The organism is Erythrobacter aurantius, from assembly GCF_023823125.1.
GTDB lineage: Bacteria > Pseudomonadota > Alphaproteobacteria > Sphingomonadales > Sphingomonadaceae > Erythrobacter > Erythrobacter aurantius.
In genome coordinates this window covers 448,327-469,707 of record NZ_CP090949.1, presented here as the reverse complement: position 1 = coordinate 469,707, position 21,381 = coordinate 448,327, and the positions used below count along the sequence as shown (strand labels likewise).

Genomic DNA, 21,381 nt, shown 5'->3' with positions numbered 1-21,381 from the left:
CCAGCCATGAAGGCGCTCAGCAAGCAGACCAAGTCGGTGAAGCCGGCAGAGGTCGAAAAGAAATGGCACCTGATTGATGCAGACGGCCTCGTTGTCGGCCGCGTTGCCTCGATCATCGCCAACATCCTGCGCGGCAAGCACAAGCCGAGCTTCACTCCGCATGTCGATTGCGGCGATCACGTGATCGTGATCAACGTCGACAAGGTAAAGTTCACCGGCAAGAAGTCGACCGACAAGGTCTACTACAAGCACACCGGCCACCCCGGTGGCATCAAGGAAACCACCCCGGCGAAGGTGCTGGAAGGCCGTTTCCCCGAGCGTGTGCTTGAAAAGGCTGTCGAGCGCATGATCCCGCGCGGTCCGCTTGGTCGTGCGCAGATGAAGGCGCTGCACCTCTATTCCGGCACCGAGCATCCGCATGACGGCCAGAAGCCCGAAGTGCTCGACGTTGCTTCCATGAATCGCAAGAACAAGGTCTCCGCATAATGGTCAGCGAAAACACTGGCGAAACCAACACCGTGTCCGATCTGTCGGATCTCAAGGAAATCGCTGGCGACGCGCCTGCCGCAGATGCGGCGGTGGTTGCCCAGAATTCGGCTCCCCTGCGCCAGCAGGAACTTGATGCGCAGGGCCGCGCCTACGCCACCGGCCGCCGCAAGGACGCCGTGGCCCGCGTTTGGCTCAAGCCCGGCACCGGCAAGATCACCGTCAACGGCCGCGATCAGGAAACCTATTTCGCACGCCCGACGCTGCGTCTCATCATCAACCAGCCTTTCGGGATCACCGATCGCACCGGACAGTACGACGTTGTCGCAACGGTCCGCGGCGGCGGCCTTTCGGGTCAGGCTGGCGCGGTGAAGCATGGCATCAGCCAGGCTCTGACCAAGTATGAGCCGGAACTGCGCAGCACCGTGAAGGCCGCCGGGTTCCTTACCCGCGACAGCCGCGTGGTCGAGCGTAAGAAGTATGGCCGTGCCAAGGCACGCCGCAGCTTCCAGTTCTCGAAGCGCTGATTTCAGGCACAGCCTCGAACACGAAAAAGGGCGGTCTTCCTTCGGGAAGGCCGCCTTTTTCCTTTATGGTCGGATCATCGGCTCAGCGTTGCAGCAGCATCAAAGCCCAGGCGAGACTGGTTCCGACAACGAACAGCGGCCACGACCAGAACATCTTGTAATCGCCAATCGCCATCGAATGCACTGCGAGCTGCCCACCCGTTGAGCCCTGCGTTCCAATCACCACGGCCACACAACCTGTTACGAGTGCGGCAACGACCATAGCCTTCAACAAGTCCATCGTACGACCTCCAGCGTGTTTTTCGCCGGAATCATCGCCAATATTCCGTTAACAGCCGTCCGATAAAAAAGGTTAAGCGATCGGCGGCCCATCTTACCGGACGGTATGGGGCAGCTCTCTCAGTTCCACTTCGATTTCGTCAGCCCCCTTCTTGCAGGTGAGGACATTGTACGAAGGCGGCGCCCCGTGCCGCAGCCTTCGCGACAGCGTACCAGCGCCGATGACCTGCGCCCGTGCCCCGCCATCGCCGCGAAAATCGTTGAAGGGTTTGTGGATGTGTCCGCTGAGCACGGCGTTCATTCCAGCCTGCGCCAGCGACGCAAAGGCGGCATCGCCTCCGATGGTCGCATTGGGGCCTTCGACGCTTGGCCCATGCAGCGGATGATGTGCGGTGATGACGACATGGCGTTCGTCGCCACCAAATGGAGCGAGCCGTTCGTGCGCTTCTGCCAACGCGATGGCCGTGATCACTCCATCGGACCATGGCCAGCGCTTCTGGGCCGGGACGGTGGTACGAAGCGGCAGCAAGACGATATCGTCCGTCTCGAACGCCTCGACCGAAACCGCTTCCTTCAGTCGGCGATAGCGGCGATAGGGATCGGTGAACCGTTCAATCGGGCTGTAATAGGGCATGTCGTGATTGCCCGGGTCGATCCAGACCGGTACTCCCAACGATGCAAACCAGTCTGCCGCGGCGGCATATTCCGAATGCTTTGCCCGCTGGGTCAGATCACCGGTGCAGACGAGCAAATCGGGTTGCTCATCCGCGATGGCGCGCGCGACGCTATCAAGTGCGGCGCGATTCTCGATCCCGAAGTGGACATCGCTGATGTGGAACAGGCGCGTCGTCATGGTGTGATTCCCAATGCCTTATCGGACGCAAGCTGCAAGACCAAAGCCGCGCTCAGACGCGTCCGGACAAGATCAGCCAAGCTGATGCGACATTGAGAGCGCTGTAACCTGCATAGACCCATGCCAGTTCGCTCCAGCCATTGGCCACCAGCAGCATCGCCGCCAGTAGCACCAGAAATTCAGCCGCCAGCGTCAGCCTTCCGCCGAGTGACTGGGCAAGACCGGGAAGCTGTTCGACCAGCGGGTGCCCGCTTTCGAGCACGGCACGGTGAAGTGCGAAATTGCCGATTCCCAGCAGGAACATGATGGCGAGCGTAAATATCACTCCAGCAATATGGCGATATCGCTGATCGTTTCAAATCCGCGCTTTGTCGGGCCTGATCATCCCTCGATCTTCTCTGTGGTCGTCAATCGACGGGTTGATGCCGGTTCGTCGAGCACCGGGTGACGGTATCCGGAGGCTGCCTTATCTCTCTAACACAGCAGGGCGGTTGGTATCCCCGGTTCGAAACCCCGATCGAACACCGCCGCACTTGCTGACAGGAGAAGAGAGATGAAAGTTCTTGCACTTGCCACGGCCAGTATTGGCCTTGCCCTTTCCGCGAGCCCAGCTCTGGCCGGTCCCGCTGACTTGCCGACCCAGGTGATCAGCACTGCCGGTCTCGACCTTGATACGCCCGAAGGCCAGCGACTGCTTGATGAGCGGATCAATCGTGCGGCGCGCCAGGTCTGCCAGATCGACGAAATGCCGACCGGCACCCGTATCCGCTCAATGGCGGCACGCGATTGCCTCGCCAAGGCAACCGCGAGCGCCAAGCGCCAGGTAGCGGCGATTGCCGAAAACGAACGGCGCGGCGGCTGAACCGCGTTCCATTCGCTGCCCACTCCCCGAACGAATTGTGGCGCAGTACATTGCGGCTCGAACCCTCATCAGTCCCGGGGTTCGGGCCGCTTCTTTTTTGGGATCTGACAATCAGGTCCAGCGGCAATCAGCCGCACTCGCAGGTCAACGACCAGCCATCGCCTTGACTTTGGAGAGATAGGTTCGTCCGATCCTCAAGGCTTCGCCGTTCTGCAATTCGGCCGACCAGACCCCGAGCCCGTCATGGCGCAAGCCACGGATGTTGTCTCTGCGCAGGATGGTGGATCGGTGGATGCGGATGAACTGTTCCGGATCAAGCCGCGCTTCCAGTCCGGCAATGGTCTGGAGCAGAAGATAGGATCGCGAATCCGATGAAGGATCTTCCGGATCGCCCACATGCAGCCTTACGTAATCGCGCTCGGCATCGATCTGGTGAACTTCGCTCACGGCAATCCGCAGCAATTCCGAACGGTGCGGAACCCATAGCTCTTCGAGCCATTTGCCGGGTGATTCCTTGCGCTCGCCGCGCCGGGCGACAGCGCGTTCGATGGCGCGCTCCAACCGTTCGGCAGAAACGGGTTTCAACACATAATCGATCGCTTCCAGATCGAAGGCCTCGACCGCGAAATGATCATGCGCGGTGACAAAAATTACCGCTGGAGGATCATCCTGCTCGGCAAACTTCCGGGCCACGCCCAATCCGTCAAGCTCGGGCATGGTCATGTCCAGCAGCACCAGATCGGGTTCGAGCTTTTCCGCAAGCCGCAAAGCCGCAGCGCCATCGCTGGCAGTTCCCACGACACGGATCGCCGATAACTCCGCACAAATCACCTGAATGCGCTCAACCGCCAGCGGTTCGTCATCGACGATCAGGGTCCGGAGAGATTGCGATTGGGTTTCTGTGTCAGCCATCGGATTCCATCAATGTTGCGCCGGTCGCGACAGCGGAATGCGGATCTCTGTTTGATAGCCGCCGGGCACGGGCGTGGAACTGAATCCTATGTCGGCGCCGAAACGGGCCTCAAGGCGATCCCGAACATTAGCCAGCCCGATGCCGAATCCGTGCTTTGCCGCGTCGGGTACGCCGGGCCCGTTATCGCTTACCGTGACCACCAGACGATCGAATTCCTCACGCGCGGAAACGGTGATGGTGATCGGGCGGGAAACGGCTGAAACGGCGTATTTGACCGAGTTTTCGACCAGCGGTTGCAGGATCATGCCCGGAACCCGCGCTTTTTCGAGTTCGGTGGGAAGATCGAACACACAGCTCAACCGTTCGGGGAAACGCACCGCTTCTATGTCGAGGTAGAGCCGCTGCAGATCGAACTCGTCCTTCAGGTAAACGTCGCTGGTCGGCTCATCCGCAAGGCTGTGGCGATAAAACCGGCTGATCGTCTGGATCATGCGCTCGGCCCTGTCTGCCTTGCCTGTCATGACGAGGGCCGAAAGCGAGTTCAGAGTGTTGAACAGGAAATGCGGGTTGACCTGATACCGCAAGGATCGAAGTTCGGCGGCTTTGGCGGCCGATCGGAATTGCTGCTCGCGGCGCTCTGCCGCCCGCGCCTGAACGCCTGCAAGCAGGGCGAAATAGGTTGATGCCCAGGCAAGCAGCAGGAAATAGCGGCCCAGCGCAATCTCGAGCACTGCCTTCCACGAATCCTCGCGCAATTCTGCCGGAGCGATGATCAGCGATTCGGAAACTTGCGGCCGGCCTGACCCATCCGGCCCAGGAGCTTCGACCCGAATTCCCTCGGGCAGGTCATAAAGAAGGTTGCCCTGGTCGTCGAAGCGGAAGCCGCGCTCTTCGGCAAAGCGCTGTTCGAGTTCCTGCTGAATGTCCTGGAAAGCGAATTGGTTGATCTGGCCGATGCCGATCGCAACCGGGATGGCGAACAGGCTCGCCGCGCCGATCTTGACCCACAAGGCATGCCGATCGACCAGCCGGAGCAAAGCCCAAAGCGCTATGGTCAGTCCAATGCCGGCAATCGTCACCAGCCCGCGCCGCACCGCCATGTCGATCTGCATGTCGAGATCGAGAATGAAACTGCGGATGCTGATCAGGAAAAAATAGGTGCCCCACAAGAGCACCATCGACAACAGCACCGTGCGAAACGGCACGCTGGCTGGCGCTGTCCTGTCAAGCGCTTCGGGAGTTCGGCTCAGATCCATGGCTGACAAGCGAGATAGCGCGTCATGCCGGAAAGCGCCAATCGGTCGTCGGGCGGAATGCCCGCTTGGTCGAATGATCGGGGGGCGTCAGATCGGTTTGAGCCGCCTTCAGCCCCCTTTCTGCCGCGCTCAGTCGCGCGGTTTGATCATGTCCGCAGGGACGATCCACTGGGCAAACTGCTCTTCGGTGAGCAGGCCGAGTGCAAGCCCAGCTTCTTTCAACGTAGTCCCTTCGGCATGCGCTTTCTTCGCGATTTTCGCCGCGTTGTCATAGCCGATGTGCGGGTTGAGCGCGGTGACGAGCATCAGGCTTTCATTGAGCAGCTTCTCGATGCGGGCCTCGTTGGCCTCGATGCCGGAAACGCAATGCTCGGTGAAGCTGCGCGATGAATCGGCAAGCAGGCGGATCGATTGCAGCACATTGTAGATCATCACCGGCTTGAAGACGTTCAGCTCCATATGCCCGTTCGACCCGGCAACGCTGACGGTCACATGATTGCCCATGACCTGTGCGCAAACCATTGTAATCGCTTCGCATTGGGTGGGGTTTACCTTGCCCGGCATGATCGAAGAGCCGGGTTCGTTGGCGGGCAGCGAGATTTCGCCAAGGCCGCAGCGTGGACCCGAGCCCAGCAGGCGGATGTCATTTGCGATCTTCATCAGGCTGACGGCAACCGAATTCAACGCGCCGGACAATTCCACCAGTGCATCATGCGCGGCGAGCGCTTCGAACTTGTTGGCAGCGGTCACGAAATCATGGCCGGTGATCGCGGCAACATGCTCTGCGAACTTTTCGGCAAAGCCGGCCTTCGAATTGATCCCTGTGCCGACGGCAGTGCCGCCTTGCGCCAGTTCGAGTACGCGGGGCAGGGCATTACGGATCCGGGCGATGCCGTATTCGACCTGCTTGGCGTAGCCCGAGAACTCCTGACCCAGCGTAAGCGGGGTGGCATCCTGCAAATGGGTGCGGCCGATCTTGACGATATGGGCGAACGCCTTGGCCTTTGAATCCAGCGCTGCGTGAAGCTGATCAAGGGCAGGGATCAGGCGATCGATCGTCTCGCTGGCAGCAGCGATGTGCATCGCGGTGGGGAAGGTATCGTTCGAGCTCTGCCCCATGTTGCAGTGATCGTTGGGGTGAACAGGATCCTTCCCGCCGTGAACCCCGGTAAGGATTTGGTTGGCGCGGCTGGCGATTACCTCGTTGGCATTCATATTGGACTGGGTGCCCGAACCCGTCTGCCAGACGCTCAGCGGAAACTGATCCGCCAGAGTGCCGTCGATAACCTCGCTAGCCGCAGCGACAATTGCATCGCCCAGTTTCGGGTCAAGGACACCGAGGTCCATGTTTGCCTTCGCCGCTGACTGCTTCTGAATCCCCAAAGCCTTGATCAGGGGTTCCGGCATGGTTTCCGTGCCGATCGCGAAGTTGGCGAGACTGCGCTGGCTCTGCGCTCCCCAATGGGCATCAACCGGGCAGGCGACTTCGCCAAGCGAATCGGTTTCTATGCGAACCTCACCGATCGCGCCGAAAATTTCCCCGTCGTTGCGTGTTGTCTTGGCAATGTCACTCATCGAAGCCCTCCTGGTATCGGTCGAAACCGCCTCTCGGTTCGCCGATGGTCTGATTATTCGCCCCATATGACGCGGCTTGGTGACAGGTCAAAGGGAAGCTTCACGGATCGCCACGCAAATTGCTTGGAACCGGATTGCCGGATGGCTAGGAAGGGGTTGACGAGCTGTATTGCGATGCCAATACAGTTGGACGGAGTACCGCATGACCAATACCACTTTGACCCGTGACACCAAGGCTGCCCGCAAGGCTATGATCGACAGCCAGCTTCGCACAAGCGGGGTAAACGAGGAATTCATCCTCGCCCGCATGCTCGCTGTCCCGCGTGAGGATTTCCTTCCGGAGGAAAAGGCCGGGCTTGCCTATATCGATCGGTCAGTTTCGCTTTCGGAGGGTGCGCATCTCGCATCGCCCCTGTTTTACGGAAAGCTGCTGCTTGAAGCCGCGCCCCTGCCCGCAGACCGCGCCTTGGTAATCAGCGGCGGCACAGCCTATCTCGAAACGCTGATTGCGCCCTTGGTAAGCGAAGTGACCGCCATTTCGAGCGCTGATGCGGCGCAAGGCAAGTTGCCGAAAGGCGAATATTCGCTGATCCTTGTCGACGGGGCGATCGAAGAATTGCCATCGAGCCTGCCTGCCTGCCTCGTTGAAGGTGGGCGGATCGTTTCGGGCCTCGTTCTGCGTCAGGTCACCCGGCTTGCTTCGGGCCGCAAGATCGCGGGCAAGCTGTCGCTCGAACCTGTCGAAGATCTCGGAATGCCCGTGATTTCCGCCTTCAACAAACCAAAGGGTTGGACCTTTACGTGACATCGACATTCCGCCTGACTGGCGCCGCACGCGCAGCGGCCTCATTGGGAGCTATTGCCCTCGCCGGGCTGGCATTCCCCGCTCAGGCGGAAACCCTTCGCGATGCATTGGTGGCAGTCTACAACACCAACCCCACCCTCGAAGGCGCCCGCGCCAACCAGCGCGCCACCGACGAAGGGGTCCCGATCCAACGGGCTCAGGGCACGCCATCGGTTAACGTAACGGCTACCCATGTCGAATTTCTCCGTCAGTCGGCCAACTCGTTCACCGCGCCTGAGCGCAATCTTGGGGTGAACGCGCAGCTTCAGGTTCCGATCTATGCGGGTGGCGCCGTACGCAACGCGATCAACGCAGCTGAAGAACGTGTTTCGGCTGGCCAGGCTGATCTGCGAGCGACGGAAAGCTCGGTTTTCAGCCAAACTGTCGCCGCATATATGGATGTGCTCAGGACAGAGGCCTTGGCAGAACTTGCTGCCAATCAGGTCGAAGTGCTGCGGGTTACTTTCCAGTCCACCAGTGACCGGTTCGAAATCGGCGATCTGACCCGCACGGACGTAGCCCAGGCGCAATCACGGTTGGCCCTTGCTGAAGGCGATCTGCGCACCGCCTACGCAAATCTCATCGGCGCACGAGAGGCGTATATCCAGCTTGTTGGGCGTGCACCCATGGGGCTTGAGGCCCCGCCTCCATTGCCCGGCCTTCCCGAAACGGTGGGCATGGCAGTGGTCACCGCGCTTGAGAACAATCCCGACCTGATCGCCGCAAAGGAGCGCGCTCAGGCCGCGGGCTATGACACCGATGCCGCCGGAGCAGGGCGACTTCCGACCGTCGGGTTGTTTGCGAATTACGACTATAGCGACTTCTACGGAACACTCGGCGGGCCTGTCGCGGCCAATTTCGTTCAGCGCGAAACCACCGCGAACGCCGGTGTTCGCATCACGATTCCGATTTTCCAGGGGGGACTGCCTGCAGCGCGCCAGCGCCAGGCCGGAGCCCGCGAAACCGCCGCGCTGGAACAGGTAATCGCAACCGAACGCAATGTGATCCAGCAAACCCGCGCCGCATATGCCAGCTGGCAGGCGTCGAACGCCGTCATCGAAAGTTCTCAAGCCGCAGTGGAAGCTGCCGAACTGAGCCTTGAGGGCGTGCGTGCGGAAAATTCGATCGGGAATCGCACCATCATCGATGTCCTCAATGCCGAGCAGGAACTGCTCACTGCTCGCGCACAATTGGTGACAGCTAGGCGCAATGCCTATGTCGCGGGCTTCAGCCTGCTGGCTGCAATGGGCAAGGCCGAAGCGCGCGATCTCAACCTCGATACCGGCGGTCCGCTTTACGATCCGCAGGTGAATTATGATCGGGTCAAGGGACGCATATGGGATTGGGACCGTGACGCTGAACCGGCCGCCAATTCGACTAGAACCGTTGACATTAAAGCTGCGGATGCATTCATAGGTCCGGTGCTGGAGCCTGAAAGCGAGCGTTAACCATGTGATTCGGCATGGTGGGTGTCTTGGGGCTTCTCACTCGAACAGACATCTGATGGGGCAGGGGCAGGCTCGTGGCGAACAATAGCGAAGCGTCGGTTGAAGAGATTCTCGAATCGATCAAGAAGGTGATCGCGCGCGATAATCGCGAAAGCGCTCTGCAAATGCGCAACCGCAAGTCTACGCCATCGCAAGATGCTGAACTTCCTGATCAATCCGGCGAGGAAGAGGCTGTTCTCGATCCCAATGATGGCGTTCTTGATCTGGCCGAGATGGAGCTTTCCGAAGCGATCGAAATCGAAGACGATGGTGAAACGCCGCTGCTGGCGGATGAAGTCCGTGAGGGAATGCACGAAAACCTCGCCGCTCTGGCAATGCTGTCGCAGCCCCCGGCGCGGCCCCAGATCGTGCGTTCCGGTGAAACCTCTCTCGAAGGTCTGACTCGCGAACTGCTACGCCCGATGCTGGCAGAATGGCTCGACAAGAACCTCCCCGGTATGGTCGAAAAAATGGTGCAGGCTGAAATCGCACGGATTGCCGGGAAGCGCGGCTAAACTGTCGAAATTCCGGTTTCGCTGGAAACTGGGCAACGCACGGGCTAATTCCTCTCCCATGGGAAGGATACTTTTGAACGCCGCTGCAATCGCGGCAGTTTCGCTCTTGTCGTCTCCAACGCTTGCGCAAGCGCAACAGGAAGGCACCGCGGCCGCGCAGAAAGCGCCGATGACCGCGCGCGATTTGATCCTGATGCCGCGCCTTGGCGCTCCGACAGTGACCCCGACAGGGCAATATGCGGTCTATTCGGTGACTTACACCGATCCCGAAACGCTGCGTCGTTCACCACTGCATTACCTTCTCGACCTGAAGACCCCCGGGGCAGATCCGGTTGAGATCGACTTGGGCATTGCCGGATTTTCGCTGGCGTTCGGGCCGGACAATTTCCTCTATTTTCTCAGCTATGATCACCCCGACGAAAGCCGAGAAGAGCGCGCGCGGGTTTGGCGGGTCGCGCTTGAAGCGAACGGGAATGTTACGGGCCCTATGCCGGTTGCCGATATTCCCGGCACCGACATCGCCGGTTTCAGCATCGCGCCAACCTCTGACAAGATCGCCTTGTGGGCCGAAGTAGCGCGCGATTGCGAGCGTTTTGGTTGCGAAAGCGATGAACAGACGATCGGTAGCGGGCGACTGTATGAAGGGGATGCCGGTTTCTATCGTCACTGGGATCGCTGGACGCAGCCGGGCGTTTTCAACCGCGTTTTCGTATTCGGGCTTGAGAACGGGGAGGCTGTCGGAGACGGTGTCGCGCTCGACGGCGGCAACAGTGAGGGTGCACTCGTCGGAAACACGCCCACCATGCCGTTTGGCGGGGGTGAGGACATTGCGTGGGCGCCCGATGGATCGGGTGTCTACTTCGTGGCGCGCAGAGCGGACGCGAAAGAGCCCGGGTCGACCGATCTCGACATCTACTCGTCCGATCTGACCGGGGCCGCTCCGGTGGAACTTACGGTCGCGAACGAAGCGCATGATTCTTCGCCTGCGCCGTCCCCCGATGGCAAGACGCTCGCCTACCTCGCGATGGCCCGTCCCGGCTACGAATCGGATCGCCTTGTGGTTCATCTGCGCGATCTTCAGACCGGAGAGACGCGGGCGCTGACGCAGGATACAGACCTGTCGTTTGGTGGTCTTAGCTGGAGTGCTGACGGCAGCCATCTTCTGGCAACAGCTTCGAAGGTTCTCGATACCCCCGCCTTCCGCATCGACCCCCAAACCGGGGCGGTGACAGAGCTCAACCTGATGGCGGGAGCTGAAGCGCATATCGGCAATCTGACCTCGCTTCCGGGCGGGCAGCTGCTGTTCACACGCGATTCGATCGGAGTTCCGGCCGAGCTTTTCCTGTCGGACTTTGCAGAAACTGCGCGCCCGCTGACCAATGTGGTGACCGATCGTATGGGCACGATGGCCTCTACCCGGACGACCCGCTTCAGCTTTGTGGGTGCAGATGGGGACACCGTCTGGGGTCAGATCACCCGGCTCGAGAATCAGGAAGGTCCGATTCCGGCGATCCTCTACATCCACGGGGGGCCGCAGGGTTCGTTTTCCGATTCCTGGTCGAGCCGCTGGAACCCCCGCGTTGTCGCAAGCCAGGGTTATGCCGTGATCTCGGTCGATTTCCACGGAAGCGCCGGTTACGGGCAGGACTTCATGGATTCGATCAATCGCGACTGGGGTGGCAAGCCGCTCGAAGACCTGCAGAAAGGGCTCGAGGCCGCGCTCGAACTCGATCCGCAGATCGACGGCACACGCGCGTGCGCCATGGGGGCCAGCTATGGCGGATACATGGTCAACTGGATCGCGGGCAACTGGCCCGGCCGGTTCGATTGCCTTGTCCAGCATGATGGCCTGTTCGACATGCGCAGCTTCTATTATTCGACCGAGGAATTTTGGTTCCCGCGCTGGGATTTTGGTGGCTCCTATTCCGAGGCGAAGGAGACCTATGAACGCTGGAACCCGGTGAACCACATCGACAAGTGGCAGACGCCGATGCTGGTGATCACGGGCGAGAAGGACTTCCGCGTCCCCTACACCCAAGGATTGCAAAGCTTCACGGTCTTGCAGGAGCGCGGCATTCCCTCTCAATTGCTTGTGTTCCCAGATGAAAACCACTGGGTGCTGGGCGCGAAGAACTCGCTGCAGTGGCACAACACGGTGTTTGCGTGGCTCGATCGCTGGCTGAAGCCGGAAGGTGAAGCCGAAGAATGACCGATCAGCCACTGCTGGCCGCACAGACCGCACTTGTCAGGAAGTACGGGCGGGATGAAGAGCGGATTGAGCGCCAGATTTTCCTGTGCGCTCTCTCGGAGAAGCAGAAATGCTGCTCTCGCCAAGAGGGCGAGGCGGCGTGGAGTTTCCTCAAGAGCCGGCTCAAGGAGCTCGGCCTGATCGGGCCCAAGCGACAGCCTGATCACCCCAAGGGCCCCGGAGGCATTCAGCGCACCAAGGCGGATTGCCTGCAGGTCTGCGGTGCCGGGCCGGTGGCCGTGGTATGGCCCGACGGGGTCTGGTATCATTCGTGCAGCCCCGAAGTGCTTGAACGCGTCATCCAGGAACACCTGATTGGCGGCCGTCCGGTTGAGGAATTTCGCCTGAATTCTCCCGCTTGAGTCAATCCTTCGCAGCCATGCTGCGCCTGCGAAGCAAATTGACAGAGTTGACACCGTCCTGAGCGGGTTTTTCCGGTTCAACCGTTTGATTTGGCTTTGAAAAAGCCGCCAGATCCGAAATTGACACTTATCCAAATATAAAAAATTTCCGGCGGCCCGATCCGACCATTGCGTCATCGCATGAAAGCACGGCTGTAGGAAAGCGGGCTGTCACCTATCCTCGTCGCGCTTGGACCAGAGCTCGTCGCTGTCTGGCAGCCGGTTGTCGACCGAGGCATCGTGACCCGTGCCGTTCGACAGGAACGCCAGACCCATCAAACCACCCGCGAGCAGCATCGTGAAACTGATGCCCAAGGCGACGGCGATGTAGAAATGCACCGACACCATGCCGTTGAAAGCGAACAGCACGCCGATTGCCACCACCACTGTCCCGACAGTGACGGCCATCAGGATTCTCATGATCTTGCGATAGCGCGCCCACGCGTGAGCCGCGTTTTCAGGATCGTCGAGCGGGGATTTCTGAACCATGGAGTCCACATGAGGATGCAAAGGAGGATTGGCAACCTTCTAGCTACGTGCCCCGAGCAAGTTCGGAGGCAAGCAGATGGTACGATTGCGGATTCGCCTTTTTGCCAAATTGATGGCACTTTCTCTGCCTGAGAGAGGAGTCCCATCATGACAATTGCCAAGATTATCGGCGATCGCAGCGCGGACGACATTATCGCCTGTGACGTCAGCACCCCGGTTGCGGAAGTCGTGTCGATGCTGGCGGGAAAACGGATCGGCGCAGTTCCCGTCCTGCGCGATGGCGCGGTGGCGGGTATCGTGTCGGAACGCGACGTCATCTATCGGCTTGCCGACAAGGGATCGGCCTGTCTTGATCTGCCGGTCGAAGCGATCATGACCTCGCCGGCGATCACGGTGGAACCGGGTACGAAGATTGACGAGGCGCTCGCCCTGATGACCCGGCGTCGGTTCCGCCATTTTCCGGTCGTGTCGGATGGCAGGCTGGTGGCTTTCATCTCCATCGGCGATCTGGTGAAGCACAAGATCGACGAAGTGGAACACGAGGCGGCTGCGCTGCGCGACTACATCCAGACGGCTTGAGCGATCAGGCATGAACAACCGGACTTGAGGAACCTGCGTACGCGCCCTATTTTATTGCCATGGCCCAAGCTCTGACACTTACTCCCGCCGCAGCAAAGCGCGTCGCATGGATTGCGGACAAGCAGACAAAACCTGCGATCTTGCGGCTTTCTGTCGAAGGCGGCGGGTGTTCCGGGTTCCAGTACAAGTTCGACCTTGCTGACGGGCCCGATTCCGATGACAGCGTGAGCGAAACCGACGGCGTGAAGCTGGTGGTTGATCCCGTCAGTCTTGATCTGGTCAGCGGCAGTGTTGTCGATTTCGTGGAATCGCTTGGCGGCGCTGCATTCCGGGTCGAGAATCCGCAGGCCGCCGCAGGCTGCGGTTGCGGTTCCAGCTTCGGCATTTGACGATGGGGTTTGCGCTGTAACGCGCAGCTTGCGATGGACGCAGGTGCGCTGATCCTGCATGGATAGCGCCATGAAAATCGCCACCTACAACATCAACGGTATCAAGGCCCGGCTTCCAAGGCTCAAGGAGTGGCTGGAAGAAACACGCCCCACCGTCGCCTGCCTTCAGGAAATCAAGAGCCAGGACAAGGACTTCCCCGCATCCGAGTTCGAGGAACTTGGTTATCAGGTGATCTGGCACGGGCAGAAGAGCTTCAACGGGGTAGCTATGCTGGCCGATACGCAAGCAGGCTATTCGCTTGGCGAAGTCCAGCGCGGGCTGGGGATTGACGGACCCAAGGAAGGCGAGGGCGAACAGGCGCGCTATCTCGAAGCGGATGTTGCCAAGGACGGGCGCAGCGTGCGGATCGTGTGCATCTATCTGCCCAACGGTAATCCGCATCCCGGCCCCAAATTCGATTACAAGCTGGCGTGGATGGCCAAATTGCGCGAACGCATGACCGCGATCTGGGCGGAGGAAGTGCCTGCGGCGATCCTCGGCGATTACAACGTCATCCCCGAAGACGACGACGTCTATTCGGTCAAGGCAATGTCTGATGATGCGCTGATGCAGCCTGAATCGCGCGCCGCCTATGCGCGGCTTTTGGCCGATGGCTGGACCGATGCGGTACGCACGCTCAACCCGCGTGGCGGGGTGTGGACCTATTGGGACTATCAGGCGGGTGCATGGCAGCGCGATCACGGATTCCGGATCGATCACATCCTGCTTTCGCCCGAGCTTGCGGACCGGTTGCAGGCGGTGGGCGTCGATCGCGAACATCGCGGCCGCGAAAAGGCGAGCGATCACGCTCCGACTTGGGCGATCCTGCAGGACTGAGCGCAAAAAACCCCCACCCAATCAAGGGCGGGGGTTTCAAATTTCTGACGGCCGCTATCAGCGGTAGAAAATGTGCGTGTCGATCTGCGCGAGCCGGGTTTTTGCGCGGCTCCAGCCCGGGCGGACGTATTTTGCGTGGAAATAGACCGCGCCATCAGCCTCGGTTTCCCACAATCCGTCATGTGCGATGCGGGCAACCGCCTTGGCGCGAAGCCATGCCGGCGAAGAGGTGTTGATGCTCGGCATCCGGCCTCCGCGCACGAAAGAGAATTGCGAACGCTGGTAGACGACGCCGCAGTAGCTTGCGGGCCAGCGGTTGTCTTCCGCACGATTGATCACGACTTCGGCAACGGCCAGCTGGCCAGCGAGCGGTTCACCGCGCGATTCGAAATAGACCGCACCTGCAAGGCAGTGGAGTTGCTCTGTCAGTTCCTGATCGCTGTCGATCGCTGCAACCAGTTCGCTGAGCGAAGCTGCGCTGGCGACGGGCTGTGCGGGTGCTTCCGGAAGCGGTTGCACCACTTCTTCGGAAACGAATACGGATTGTTCGGGAACGATTTCGACCACTTCTTCGGTCGACGCCTCACCGGAAGCCGCCATTTCGACGACACCATCCTGGGCAAGGGCTTCAGCGCTGTCGGCGCTGGAGAAACTCAAACCGGCCATCGCCACAATTGCGACGGCGCTCAATGAATAAGTCTTGCGACTCATGGATTCTTCTATCTGGGCGGTGAGCGAGCTCCGACGCAGGTGAGGACCAGTAGCGAGTGATCGCTGACTTAGGGGTAGTCCGTAAGAGGCCTGCCGGCTGCCCCCCGTCTGCGTGCCGTTCAAACGACCGAATTGCCGTTGTCGGGACCTGCGCACCTGGAAGCTCGCGGCCAAATAGTCGCAGATGTAACTACGTCAAGTTAACGCGGCAAAAGTTCGACGAACCGTTCTGCATTGGCGATATCTACCTCGACAATCCAGATATCCGGGTCCTGACGACGACGACGATCAAGGTATTCTGAAAATTCTTCTGGTTTTTCAAGGTCTTGAGATTTTGTCGCAAGAAAGGGTCGCGTTCCGTCCATTTGCGGCATTCTTTCGAATAGCCGAACATCCTCGCCGCGACACATGGTTACGATCAGGATCGTCCCCGCATCGCGCTCCCCCTTGGCGAGCACCACCGCGGTTCCACCCTGCGATTCGACAAGGCGAATGAGGCCGGACACCTCGAGATGGGCGGGAAGCCGCGTCATCCCTCAACACTCGTCAGGATGAATACCCCGGCAGGCTGGAAAGCGGGATGCGTGAGCGCATGAAGGTGCCTGTTCCACGTCCGATTTCATCGCCTTCGGAATCGACGAGCCGAGATTCCGCCACGAAAACCCGCTTTTTCCCGCTGATCCAGCGGCCTTCCGCCACCACTTCGCCTTCGCGCACCGGCTTGGTGAAGTGCAGGTTGAAGCTGGTTGTCAGCAGGAATCGATCGGTAACAAGCGTATTCGCCGCGTAGAAAGCCGCGTCGTCGAGCATCTTGAAATAGATCGTCCCGTGCGCGGCGCCGGCGGCGTGATATACGTCGCGGGTCACGGTGAAGATCAGCCGCGCGGTACCCTCTCCGGTGATTTCGAGCCGGGAATTGAACAGGCTGTTGACCGGTGCGGAGGCGTATAACCGCTCCAGCGCACGGTGGTGCAGCCCGGCCCCTGGTGAATCAGGCGGCATCGCGAAGGAATTGATTGGTCAGCACGGCAAACAGTGCTTCGGCATCGGGAGCGTCGAGCAGCGCTGCCAGGATCGCGTCGTCACGGGCAATGCGAGAGATCGCTGCCAGCGCGTGAAGATGTGTCGCACCGGCGTTTTCCGGTGAAATCAGCCCGAAAACCAGCGTTACCGGGATGGAATCGGCGGACTTGAAGTCCACCGGAGCTTCCAGTTTCAGCAGAGCGACTGTGGGTCGGTTCACTTCGGCGCTGCGACAATGCGGGATCGCGACACCGCGACCAAAACCGGTGCTGCCCAGCATTTCGCGCTGTTCGAGCCCTTCTTGCACGACGCCAGCGTCAACGCCGTATGCCTTGGCGAAGATCTGCGCCAGATCCTCAAGGATGTGCTGAGCACTGTCGATCCGGGCAACGGCAACAGCTTCTGGCAAGATTGAAAAGTTTACGTTCATTGCGAACTTGAAATCCCGAAAAAGTCTGGTCTGGCCTCTGGGGCGACCCCTGTAACGGGAACTGGCGCCGCTATGCAGCGAGCCGCTTCCTCACGTCCAAGGGCAGGACCTTCCTGGTCGATGTCACGGCTCCCTAACGTCTCCAGGTTGGTTTGGTCCTAACGCGGTTCGACCCATCCGATCGAGCCGTCGGAGCGGCGATAAACCATATTATGCCTGCCAGTGCCAGCATTTTTGAAGAACAGCGCCGGTGTGTCGCGCAGGTCCAGCATCATCACCGCATCGGCAACGCTGCCTTCGGGAATGTCGACGCTGGTCTCGGCGATGATCGGAGGAGCATCGGAGGTGACTTCCTCCTCGGTCTCATCAACGGCAAAGATGGTGTAGGCGGCCTCCTCTTCGGCGCGCGCCTGCTGGCTTTGTTCGTGGCGATCCTTGAGCCTTCGCTTGTACCGCCGCAGCTGCTTTTCGATCTTCGCCGCACTTTCGTCGAGCGCATGATGCGCGTCATGCGCGGATCCCTGCGCCTTGATGATCGTGCCTTGGGAAACATGGGTGACGATATCGCAGGTGAATGCACCGCCCGGCCCTTTCCCGAAAGTGACCTGCGAGGAAATCGCGCGGTCGAAGAATTTCTCGACGATCCCGCCGAGCCGCTCCGCCGCGTGTTCCTGCAACGCTGCTCCCGTTTCCATCTGGTGACCAGATACCCGGATTTCCATCGCTGCCGTCCTCCTCTTACCTTGCGCCCTGTGCCCAGATCGCATCCTTGACGCCGTTCAAGAACTCCGAATGCCGTGCGATTTCCTCTGCGGTTGCCGCATGGGGCCGCGGTTCGCGGAAAGGGTGTTCAGCAGTTGTGGTGCTTGGTCTTGGTTGATCGACACGGGACGGCTCGTTTGCAGCAACCTGATCGCTCGCCAGCTCGAGGCCGATCTGCCTGCCACCCAGCAACTCGACATAGACCTGTGCCAGCAATTCCGCGTCAAGCAGCGCACCGTGTTTCACGCGGTGGCTGCGGTCAATTCCGTAACGGGTGCAAAGCGCATCGAGTGAATTCTTGGCGCCCGGATGCTTCTTGCGAGCGATGGCGACGGTATCGACCATCCTCTCCATGCTGATCGGTGCCTTGCCGATCCGTTCAAGTTCGGAATTGAGAAATCCGAAATCGAAGCCCGCATTGTGCGCCACCAACGGCGCATCGCCCAGAAATTCGAGCAATTCGTCAGCAGTTTCCGAAAAACGCGGCTTGGTCGACAGGAAGTCCGACGAAAGACCGTGCACCGCCTCTGCGGCGGCGGGCATATCGCGTTCCGGATTGTAATAGGCGTGATAGGTGCGCCCGGTTTCGATCCGGCCGATCATCTCGACGCACCCGATTTCCACCATCCGATCCCCGGTTTTAGGGTCCAGACCGGTAGTTTCGGTGTCGAAAATCACTTCGCGCATAGGGCGACTATCGTCCTATGGCCGCATCAGCGCAAGAGCCGCAGATGCGACAAAACCACCTATTCGCCGCGCTGTGCAGCTTGCACTCGCAACTTCGCGACGAGTGCCAGAACCTGCTCTTCGGTTTCAGCGAGAGAGGCGCCTGTATCGATAATGTGATCAGCCAATTCGCGCTTTTTCGCGTCGGGGATCTGCAAACCGAGTATGTGTTCGAACTTGTCCGGCGTCATACCGGGGCGGGCGAGGACCCGCTCCCGCTGAACCTCGGCCGGAGCCGAGACAACCACAACCGTGTCGACGGCTTCGTGACCGCCGCGTTCGAACAGCAGTGGAATATCAAACAGGACGAGCGGGGCATCGGCATTATCCGCGAGGAACTGCGCCCTTTTCTGAGCGACAGCCGGGTGGACAATCGCCTCAAGCCGCGCGAGCTTTTCCTTGTCAGCGAATACCTGGCCACCCAAGGCCTCGCGATTGATCCCATCAGGGCCGGTCGATCCTGGGAAAGCGGCTTCGATCTGCTCTAGCAGTTCTCCACCCGGCCCCTGCATTGCGCGCACCTCCGCATCGGCATCGAAAATCGGCACTCCCGCATGTTCAAACATGGCGGCAACGGTGGATTTGCCCATGCCGATGGAACCGGTGAGGCCGATTATCAACGGTCGATCCGGAGCGTTCATCTCTGCAGCACCTCGAACAGTTCGGAATCGAATTCGCGCGGCGGAAGCGTTCCGTAGAATTTTTCGAACGCGATGGCCGCTTGCCCGATCAGCATCGCCAGACCGTTGATCGTGGCCAAGCCCAAGGCGCGGGCATTGGCGAGAAACCGCGTTTCGACAGGGCTGGTGACGATGTCATAGGCAATGCTGCCCGGCGGCGCATGGCTCCAGTCGAATTCCAGTTCGGGATTGCCTGTCATGCCCAGCGGCGATGCGTTGACGACCAGATCGAGGCACCCCTCACGATCATCGAAAGCAAAATCGGTGGAGCTCGAAAAGTGGCTGAGCGCGACAGCGTGGTGCTCACCCTGCGGAGCCAGCTCGTCGAGCAACATGCGGGCTTTCTCGGGGTCACGCCCGGCAACCACGAGTGTAAACCCTTCATTCGCCAGCGCGGCGATAATCGCGCGTGCAGCGCCTCCGGTGCCGAGGATTCTCGCCATCCGAAAATAGTGCGACTTGCCAAGCTCATTGCGCAGAGGCTCGAGGAAACCACTTGCATCGGTGTTGGTCCCCGCCAGCAATTCGCCTGACACAGGGTAAATCGTATTCACGGCGCCAATCGCATCGGCGGGCGGTTGAATACTGGAGAGCAGCGGCATCACCGCCTGCTTGTGCGGCATGGTCACATTGCACCCGCGCCAGTACGGATCAGCCCGACGGTCGGCCAGATAATCGGCAAGACCATCCGGGTTCACATGCGTTGCGCGGTATTCGGCATCAATGCCCAGCTTCCCAAGCCAGAAATTGTGAATCGTGGGGGATTTTGACTGTGCGACAGGATCGCCGATCACTTCGGCATAGGGGCGGGTCATGCGATCAACACCCCTTCATCACGCAATGCATCAAGAACCGGGATCAGGGGCATTCCCAAGACCGTGAATTGATCGCCTTCGATCCGTTCGAACAGCTGCACACCCATTGCCTCGATCCGGAAACACCCGACCGTGTGGCTGATCTCGGGCCATTCGTGGTCGAGATAATGCTCGATGAATTCAGGCGAGAGGTCGCGGACGTGCAACCGGGCACAGTCGGCATGGCTCCACAAGCAACCATCGCCGCGAACAAGCGCCGCCGCACTATGAAGTTCGATCACCTTGCCGGAAAAGAAACCGAGGTGGCGCGCCGCGTCATCGCGTGAAACGGGCTTGTCGAACCTTTGCCCGCCGGCAACGACAAGCGAATCGCTCCCCAAGACAATCGCGGAAGGGTGGAGGGACGCAAGCGCAGCCGCTTTTGCCACACTCAGCGCTTCGGCGATTTCGCCCGGAGTCGCGCCGCGCAAGTTATCCTCGATGGCCCGTTCGTCGATGTCTGCTGGCATGGCGTCATATTTGACGCCCGCCGCATCAAGCATCGCACGGCGAGAGGCTGATTTTGAAGCAAGGATCAGCCCGGGCGCGGTTTGCGCTTCGATCATATCGGTTTGGCCGCCCCGTCGAACGGACGGTCACGCCGCTCACGCTCTTGTGCCAGCCGGATGATCGCCGCCGCGCTTTCCTCGATCGATCTCCGGGTGACATCGATCACCGGCCAGCCGTTATCGGCAAACATGCGCCGCGCGAACTGGAGTTCCTCCTTGACCCTGTCGTTGTCGACATAGGAAGTCTCAGTCCCTTCGTTGAGCGACAAGAGCCGGTTGCGCCTGATCTGGACCAGTCGTTCGGGGGCTGTCGTCAACCCGACGACGAGCGGATGGCGCAGCCCGAACAACGCCTTGGGTGGCGGGCTTTCAACCACCAGAGGTATATTGGCCACCTTGTAACCGCGGTTGGCAAGGTAGATGCTGGTCGGCGTTTTTGAACTGCGTGAAACCCCGGCGAGGACGATGTCGGCTTCTTCCCAATCCTCGTGTCCGACACCGTCGTCATGGGCGATAGTGTACTGGATCGCATCGACCCGTTTGAAATAGTCTTCATCCATCAGATGCTGACGTCCGGGACGGCCGTGAGCTTCCTGTCCCAGTTGTGCTTCGAGTGCCGCTGTCACCTGATCAAGCACGGGTACCGCGGGCAGGCCGAGATGGCGGCAATGTTCTTCAAGCCGGGCTCGGGTATCGGGGTTCACTAGAGTGAACAGCACCAATCCCGGATTATCCGCCAGATCGGGAACGATCCGGTCAAGATGCTGGCGCGATCGCACCATCGGCCAGAAATGCCGGTTGACCGTGGGATCATCGAATTGGGCCAGCGCCGCCTTGGCGATCATTTCGAGCGTTTCGCCGGTCGAATCCGAGACGAGGTGGAGATTGAGGCGGTTCATGAAGCGATTCGAAACACGGCTCGTCGACTTGTTGACAACAGGGGGCATAAACCACGGGAGAGAAGCGTCGACAAGCACGGGATCAAATTCGCTCCCCGATGCAGGCCATTCCGCCAGAGCATTTCTCTACACGCAGCAGAGAATGTCGACAGGCTGGGGACAATGGGGATAGATCGTGCTTGACCGCACAAGGCTGCGGATTCGCAT

The 21,381-nt window shown here is 60.0% G+C and carries 28 protein-coding genes; 11 read left to right on the top strand and 17 right to left on the bottom strand.

What is annotated here, in order from left to right; all coding sequences use genetic code 11:
- Nucleotides 1–6: 6 nt before the first annotated feature.
- Both rplM and rpsI read left to right on the top strand, forming a co-directional pair.
- A complete protein-coding gene (gene rplM, locus L1K66_RS02375; RefSeq protein WP_252259453.1) occupies nt 7–486 on the top strand; it encodes a 50S ribosomal protein L13 in 480 nt (159 codons plus the stop codon).
- Nucleotides 486–1,013 carry a 30S ribosomal protein S9 gene (gene rpsI / locus L1K66_RS02370; RefSeq protein WP_034956470.1) on the top strand — a complete coding sequence of 176 codons (528 nt, stop codon included), beginning with the start codon at nt 486–488 and terminating at the stop codon, nt 1,011–1,013. Before rplM ends, rpsI begins: the two co-directional genes overlap by 1 nt.
- A gap of 82 nt (nt 1,014–1,095) precedes the next feature.
- Here the strand turns inward: rpsI and L1K66_RS02365 are convergent, their stop codons facing one another.
- From L1K66_RS02365 to L1K66_RS02355, 3 genes are all read right to left on the bottom strand, one after another.
- The gene (locus L1K66_RS02365) at nt 1,096–1,293 is read right to left on the bottom strand and encodes a hypothetical protein (protein ID WP_034956471.1); all 198 of its coding nucleotides are present in this window, start codon (nt 1,291–1,293) and stop codon (nt 1,096–1,098) included.
- Nucleotides 1,294–1,386: 93 nt separating this feature from the next.
- Entirely contained in the window at nt 1,387–2,145 is a 759-nt protein-coding gene (locus L1K66_RS02360; RefSeq protein WP_252259452.1) for a metallophosphoesterase family protein, read from the bottom strand.
- A gap of 52 nt (nt 2,146–2,197) precedes the next feature.
- Nucleotides 2,198–2,449 (bottom strand): hypothetical protein, encoded by a 252-nt coding sequence (locus L1K66_RS02355; RefSeq protein ID WP_252259451.1) that lies wholly within the window; start codon nt 2,447–2,449, stop codon nt 2,198–2,200.
- 249 nt (nt 2,450–2,698) lie between these two features.
- On the opposite strand from L1K66_RS02355, the gene L1K66_RS02350 reads away from it, so the two are divergent.
- Nucleotides 2,699–3,007 carry a UrcA family protein gene (locus tag L1K66_RS02350; RefSeq protein WP_051700361.1) on the top strand — a complete coding sequence of 103 codons (309 nt, stop codon included), beginning with the start codon at nt 2,699–2,701 and terminating at the stop codon, nt 3,005–3,007.
- A gap of 144 nt (nt 3,008–3,151) precedes the next feature.
- On the opposite strand, the gene L1K66_RS02345 is transcribed toward L1K66_RS02350, so the two are convergent.
- From L1K66_RS02345 to fumC, 3 genes are all read right to left on the bottom strand, one after another.
- Nucleotides 3,152–3,919, bottom strand: a complete 768-nt coding sequence (locus L1K66_RS02345; protein ID WP_034956475.1) for a LytR/AlgR family response regulator transcription factor — start codon at nt 3,917–3,919, stop codon at nt 3,152–3,154.
- 9 nt (nt 3,920–3,928) lie between these two features.
- A complete protein-coding gene (locus tag L1K66_RS02340; RefSeq protein WP_252259450.1) occupies nt 3,929–5,176 on the bottom strand; it encodes a sensor histidine kinase in 1,248 nt (415 codons plus the stop codon).
- A gap of 129 nt (nt 5,177–5,305) precedes the next feature.
- Nucleotides 5,306–6,751, bottom strand: coding sequence for a class II fumarate hydratase (gene fumC / locus L1K66_RS02335; RefSeq protein ID WP_252259449.1), 1,446 nt, complete (start codon nt 6,749–6,751; stop codon nt 5,306–5,308).
- Between the two features lie 202 nt (nt 6,752–6,953).
- Here fumC and L1K66_RS02330 point away from each other — a divergent pair, with 202 nt between their 5' ends.
- The 5 genes from L1K66_RS02330 to L1K66_RS02310 all read left to right on the top strand — a co-directional run bounded on the left by L1K66_RS02330 (nt 6,954) and on the right by L1K66_RS02310 (nt 12,207).
- Nucleotides 6,954–7,556, top strand: a complete 603-nt coding sequence (locus L1K66_RS02330; RefSeq protein ID WP_252259448.1) for a protein-L-isoaspartate O-methyltransferase family protein — start codon at nt 6,954–6,956, stop codon at nt 7,554–7,556.
- Nucleotides 7,553–9,043 (top strand): TolC family outer membrane protein, encoded by a 1,491-nt coding sequence (locus L1K66_RS02325; RefSeq protein ID WP_252259447.1) that lies wholly within the window; start codon nt 7,553–7,555, stop codon nt 9,041–9,043. Before L1K66_RS02330 ends, L1K66_RS02325 begins: the two co-directional genes overlap by 4 nt.
- A 74-nt stretch (nt 9,044–9,117) precedes the next feature.
- A complete protein-coding gene (locus tag L1K66_RS02320; RefSeq protein ID WP_252259446.1) occupies nt 9,118–9,597 on the top strand; it encodes a DUF2497 domain-containing protein in 480 nt (159 codons plus the stop codon).
- Nucleotides 9,598–9,655: 58 nt separating this feature from the next.
- On the top strand, nt 9,656–11,806 hold the full coding sequence (locus L1K66_RS02315) for a dipeptidyl-peptidase 5 (RefSeq protein ID WP_252259445.1): 2,151 nt from the start codon (nt 9,656–9,658) through the stop codon (nt 11,804–11,806).
- On the top strand, nt 11,803–12,207 hold the full coding sequence (locus L1K66_RS02310; RefSeq protein WP_252259444.1) for a (2Fe-2S) ferredoxin domain-containing protein: 405 nt from the start codon (nt 11,803–11,805) through the stop codon (nt 12,205–12,207). Before L1K66_RS02315 ends, L1K66_RS02310 begins: the two co-directional genes overlap by 4 nt.
- 210 nt (nt 12,208–12,417) lie before the next feature.
- Here the strand turns inward: L1K66_RS02310 and L1K66_RS02305 are convergent, their stop codons facing one another.
- Nucleotides 12,418–12,735 carry a hypothetical protein gene (locus L1K66_RS02305; RefSeq protein ID WP_252259443.1) on the bottom strand — a complete coding sequence of 106 codons (318 nt, stop codon included), beginning with the start codon at nt 12,733–12,735 and terminating at the stop codon, nt 12,418–12,420.
- A gap of 147 nt (nt 12,736–12,882) precedes the next feature.
- On the opposite strand from L1K66_RS02305, the gene L1K66_RS02300 reads away from it, so the two are divergent.
- The 3 genes from L1K66_RS02300 to xth all read left to right on the top strand — a co-directional run bounded on the left by L1K66_RS02300 (nt 12,883) and on the right by xth (nt 14,580).
- A complete protein-coding gene (locus tag L1K66_RS02300; protein ID WP_252259442.1) occupies nt 12,883–13,314 on the top strand; it encodes a CBS domain-containing protein in 432 nt (143 codons plus the stop codon).
- A gap of 59 nt (nt 13,315–13,373) precedes the next feature.
- Nucleotides 13,374–13,703, top strand: coding sequence for a HesB/IscA family protein (locus L1K66_RS02295; RefSeq protein WP_252259441.1), 330 nt, complete (start codon nt 13,374–13,376; stop codon nt 13,701–13,703).
- A gap of 70 nt (nt 13,704–13,773) precedes the next feature.
- A complete protein-coding gene (gene xth / locus L1K66_RS02290; RefSeq protein WP_252259440.1) occupies nt 13,774–14,580 on the top strand; it encodes an exodeoxyribonuclease III in 807 nt (268 codons plus the stop codon).
- Between the two features lie 57 nt (nt 14,581–14,637).
- Here the strand turns inward: xth and L1K66_RS02285 are convergent, their stop codons facing one another.
- From L1K66_RS02285 to L1K66_RS02240, 10 genes are all read right to left on the bottom strand, one after another.
- Complete coding sequence (locus L1K66_RS02285) at nt 14,638–15,291, bottom strand: cell wall hydrolase (protein WP_252259439.1); 654 nt, start codon at nt 15,289–15,291, stop codon at nt 14,638–14,640.
- Between the two features lie 200 nt (nt 15,292–15,491).
- Nucleotides 15,492–15,824 carry a DUF1491 family protein gene (locus L1K66_RS02280; protein WP_252259438.1) on the bottom strand — a complete coding sequence of 111 codons (333 nt, stop codon included), beginning with the start codon at nt 15,822–15,824 and terminating at the stop codon, nt 15,492–15,494.
- A gap of 13 nt (nt 15,825–15,837) precedes the next feature.
- The gene (locus L1K66_RS02275; protein WP_252259437.1) at nt 15,838–16,293 is read right to left on the bottom strand and encodes a PaaI family thioesterase; all 456 of its coding nucleotides are present in this window, start codon (nt 16,291–16,293) and stop codon (nt 15,838–15,840) included.
- Nucleotides 16,283–16,744, bottom strand: coding sequence for a PTS sugar transporter subunit IIA (locus L1K66_RS02270; protein WP_252259436.1), 462 nt, complete (start codon nt 16,742–16,744; stop codon nt 16,283–16,285). The genes L1K66_RS02275 and L1K66_RS02270 overlap by 11 nt, the downstream gene beginning before the upstream one ends.
- Before the next feature lie 158 nt (nt 16,745–16,902).
- Entirely contained in the window at nt 16,903–17,466 is a 564-nt protein-coding gene (gene hpf / locus L1K66_RS02265; RefSeq protein WP_252259435.1) for a ribosome hibernation-promoting factor, HPF/YfiA family, read from the bottom strand.
- 16 nt (nt 17,467–17,482) lie between these two features.
- Entirely contained in the window at nt 17,483–18,193 is a 711-nt protein-coding gene (gene dnaQ / locus L1K66_RS02260) for a DNA polymerase III subunit epsilon (RefSeq protein WP_252259434.1), read from the bottom strand.
- 59 nt (nt 18,194–18,252) lie between these two features.
- Nucleotides 18,253–18,873 (bottom strand): dephospho-CoA kinase, encoded by a 621-nt coding sequence (gene coaE, locus L1K66_RS02255; protein ID WP_252259433.1) that lies wholly within the window; start codon nt 18,871–18,873, stop codon nt 18,253–18,255.
- On the bottom strand, nt 18,870–19,727 hold the full coding sequence (aroE, locus tag L1K66_RS02250) for a shikimate dehydrogenase (RefSeq protein ID WP_252259432.1): 858 nt from the start codon (nt 19,725–19,727) through the stop codon (nt 18,870–18,872). Before aroE ends, coaE begins: the two co-directional genes overlap by 4 nt.
- Entirely contained in the window at nt 19,724–20,332 is a 609-nt protein-coding gene (locus L1K66_RS02245; RefSeq protein WP_252259431.1) for a Maf family protein, read from the bottom strand. Before L1K66_RS02245 ends, aroE begins: the two co-directional genes overlap by 4 nt.
- Nucleotides 20,329–21,174 (bottom strand): pyruvate, water dikinase regulatory protein, encoded by an 846-nt coding sequence (locus tag L1K66_RS02240; RefSeq protein WP_252259430.1) that lies wholly within the window; start codon nt 21,172–21,174, stop codon nt 20,329–20,331. Before L1K66_RS02240 ends, L1K66_RS02245 begins: the two co-directional genes overlap by 4 nt.
- Between the last annotated feature and the right edge of the window lie 207 nt (nt 21,175–21,381).

What these genes read in the sequence shown, in the direction of transcription:
- L1K66_RS02365 (WP_034956471.1), bottom strand. Translation starts at nt 1,293, where the DNA reads ATGGACTTGTTGAAGGCTATGGTCGTTGCCGCACTCGTAACAGGTTGT.
- L1K66_RS02355 (WP_252259451.1), bottom strand. Translation starts at nt 2,449, where the DNA reads ATGTTCCTGCTGGGAATCGGCAATTTCGCACTTCACCGTGCCGTGCTC.
- L1K66_RS02245 (WP_252259431.1), bottom strand. Translation starts at nt 20,332, where the DNA reads ATGATCGAAGCGCAAACCGCGCCCGGGCTGATCCTTGCTTCAAAATCA.
- hpf (WP_252259435.1), bottom strand. Translation starts at nt 17,466, where the DNA reads ATGGAAATCCGGGTATCTGGTCACCAGATGGAAACGGGAGCAGCGTTG.
- aroE (WP_252259432.1), bottom strand. Translation starts at nt 19,727, where the DNA reads ATGACCCGCCCCTATGCCGAAGTGATCGGCGATCCTGTCGCACAGTCA.
- fumC (WP_252259449.1), bottom strand. Translation starts at nt 6,751, where the DNA reads ATGAGTGACATTGCCAAGACAACACGCAACGACGGGGAAATTTTCGGC.
- L1K66_RS02305 (WP_252259443.1), bottom strand. Translation starts at nt 12,735, where the DNA reads ATGGTTCAGAAATCCCCGCTCGACGATCCTGAAAACGCGGCTCACGCG.
- dnaQ (WP_252259434.1), bottom strand. Translation starts at nt 18,193, where the DNA reads ATGCGCGAAGTGATTTTCGACACCGAAACTACCGGTCTGGACCCTAAA.
- L1K66_RS02240 (WP_252259430.1), bottom strand. Translation starts at nt 21,174, where the DNA reads ATGAACCGCCTCAATCTCCACCTCGTCTCGGATTCGACCGGCGAAACG.
- L1K66_RS02350 (WP_051700361.1), top strand. Translation starts at nt 2,699, where the DNA reads ATGAAAGTTCTTGCACTTGCCACGGCCAGTATTGGCCTTGCCCTTTCC.
- coaE (WP_252259433.1), bottom strand. Translation starts at nt 18,873, where the DNA reads ATGAACGCTCCGGATCGACCGTTGATAATCGGCCTCACCGGTTCCATC.
- rplM (WP_252259453.1), top strand. Translation starts at nt 7, where the DNA reads ATGAAGGCGCTCAGCAAGCAGACCAAGTCGGTGAAGCCGGCAGAGGTC.
- L1K66_RS02345 (WP_034956475.1), bottom strand. Translation starts at nt 3,919, where the DNA reads ATGGCTGACACAGAAACCCAATCGCAATCTCTCCGGACCCTGATCGTC.
- L1K66_RS02295 (WP_252259441.1), top strand. Translation starts at nt 13,374, where the DNA reads ATGGCCCAAGCTCTGACACTTACTCCCGCCGCAGCAAAGCGCGTCGCA.
- L1K66_RS02280 (WP_252259438.1), bottom strand. Translation starts at nt 15,824, where the DNA reads ATGACGCGGCTTCCCGCCCATCTCGAGGTGTCCGGCCTCATTCGCCTT.
- L1K66_RS02275 (WP_252259437.1), bottom strand. Translation starts at nt 16,293, where the DNA reads ATGCCGCCTGATTCACCAGGGGCCGGGCTGCACCACCGTGCGCTGGAG.
- L1K66_RS02315 (WP_252259445.1), top strand. Translation starts at nt 9,656, where the DNA reads ATGGGAAGGATACTTTTGAACGCCGCTGCAATCGCGGCAGTTTCGCTC.
- rpsI (WP_034956470.1), top strand. Translation starts at nt 486, where the DNA reads ATGGTCAGCGAAAACACTGGCGAAACCAACACCGTGTCCGATCTGTCG.
- L1K66_RS02310 (WP_252259444.1), top strand. Translation starts at nt 11,803, where the DNA reads ATGACCGATCAGCCACTGCTGGCCGCACAGACCGCACTTGTCAGGAAG.
- L1K66_RS02300 (WP_252259442.1), top strand. Translation starts at nt 12,883, where the DNA reads ATGACAATTGCCAAGATTATCGGCGATCGCAGCGCGGACGACATTATC.
- L1K66_RS02285 (WP_252259439.1), bottom strand. Translation starts at nt 15,291, where the DNA reads ATGAGTCGCAAGACTTATTCATTGAGCGCCGTCGCAATTGTGGCGATG.
- L1K66_RS02330 (WP_252259448.1), top strand. Translation starts at nt 6,954, where the DNA reads ATGACCAATACCACTTTGACCCGTGACACCAAGGCTGCCCGCAAGGCT.
- L1K66_RS02340 (WP_252259450.1), bottom strand. Translation starts at nt 5,176, where the DNA reads ATGGATCTGAGCCGAACTCCCGAAGCGCTTGACAGGACAGCGCCAGCC.
- L1K66_RS02360 (WP_252259452.1), bottom strand. Translation starts at nt 2,145, where the DNA reads ATGACGACGCGCCTGTTCCACATCAGCGATGTCCACTTCGGGATCGAG.
- xth (WP_252259440.1), top strand. Translation starts at nt 13,774, where the DNA reads ATGAAAATCGCCACCTACAACATCAACGGTATCAAGGCCCGGCTTCCA.
- L1K66_RS02270 (WP_252259436.1), bottom strand. Translation starts at nt 16,744, where the DNA reads ATGAACGTAAACTTTTCAATCTTGCCAGAAGCTGTTGCCGTTGCCCGG.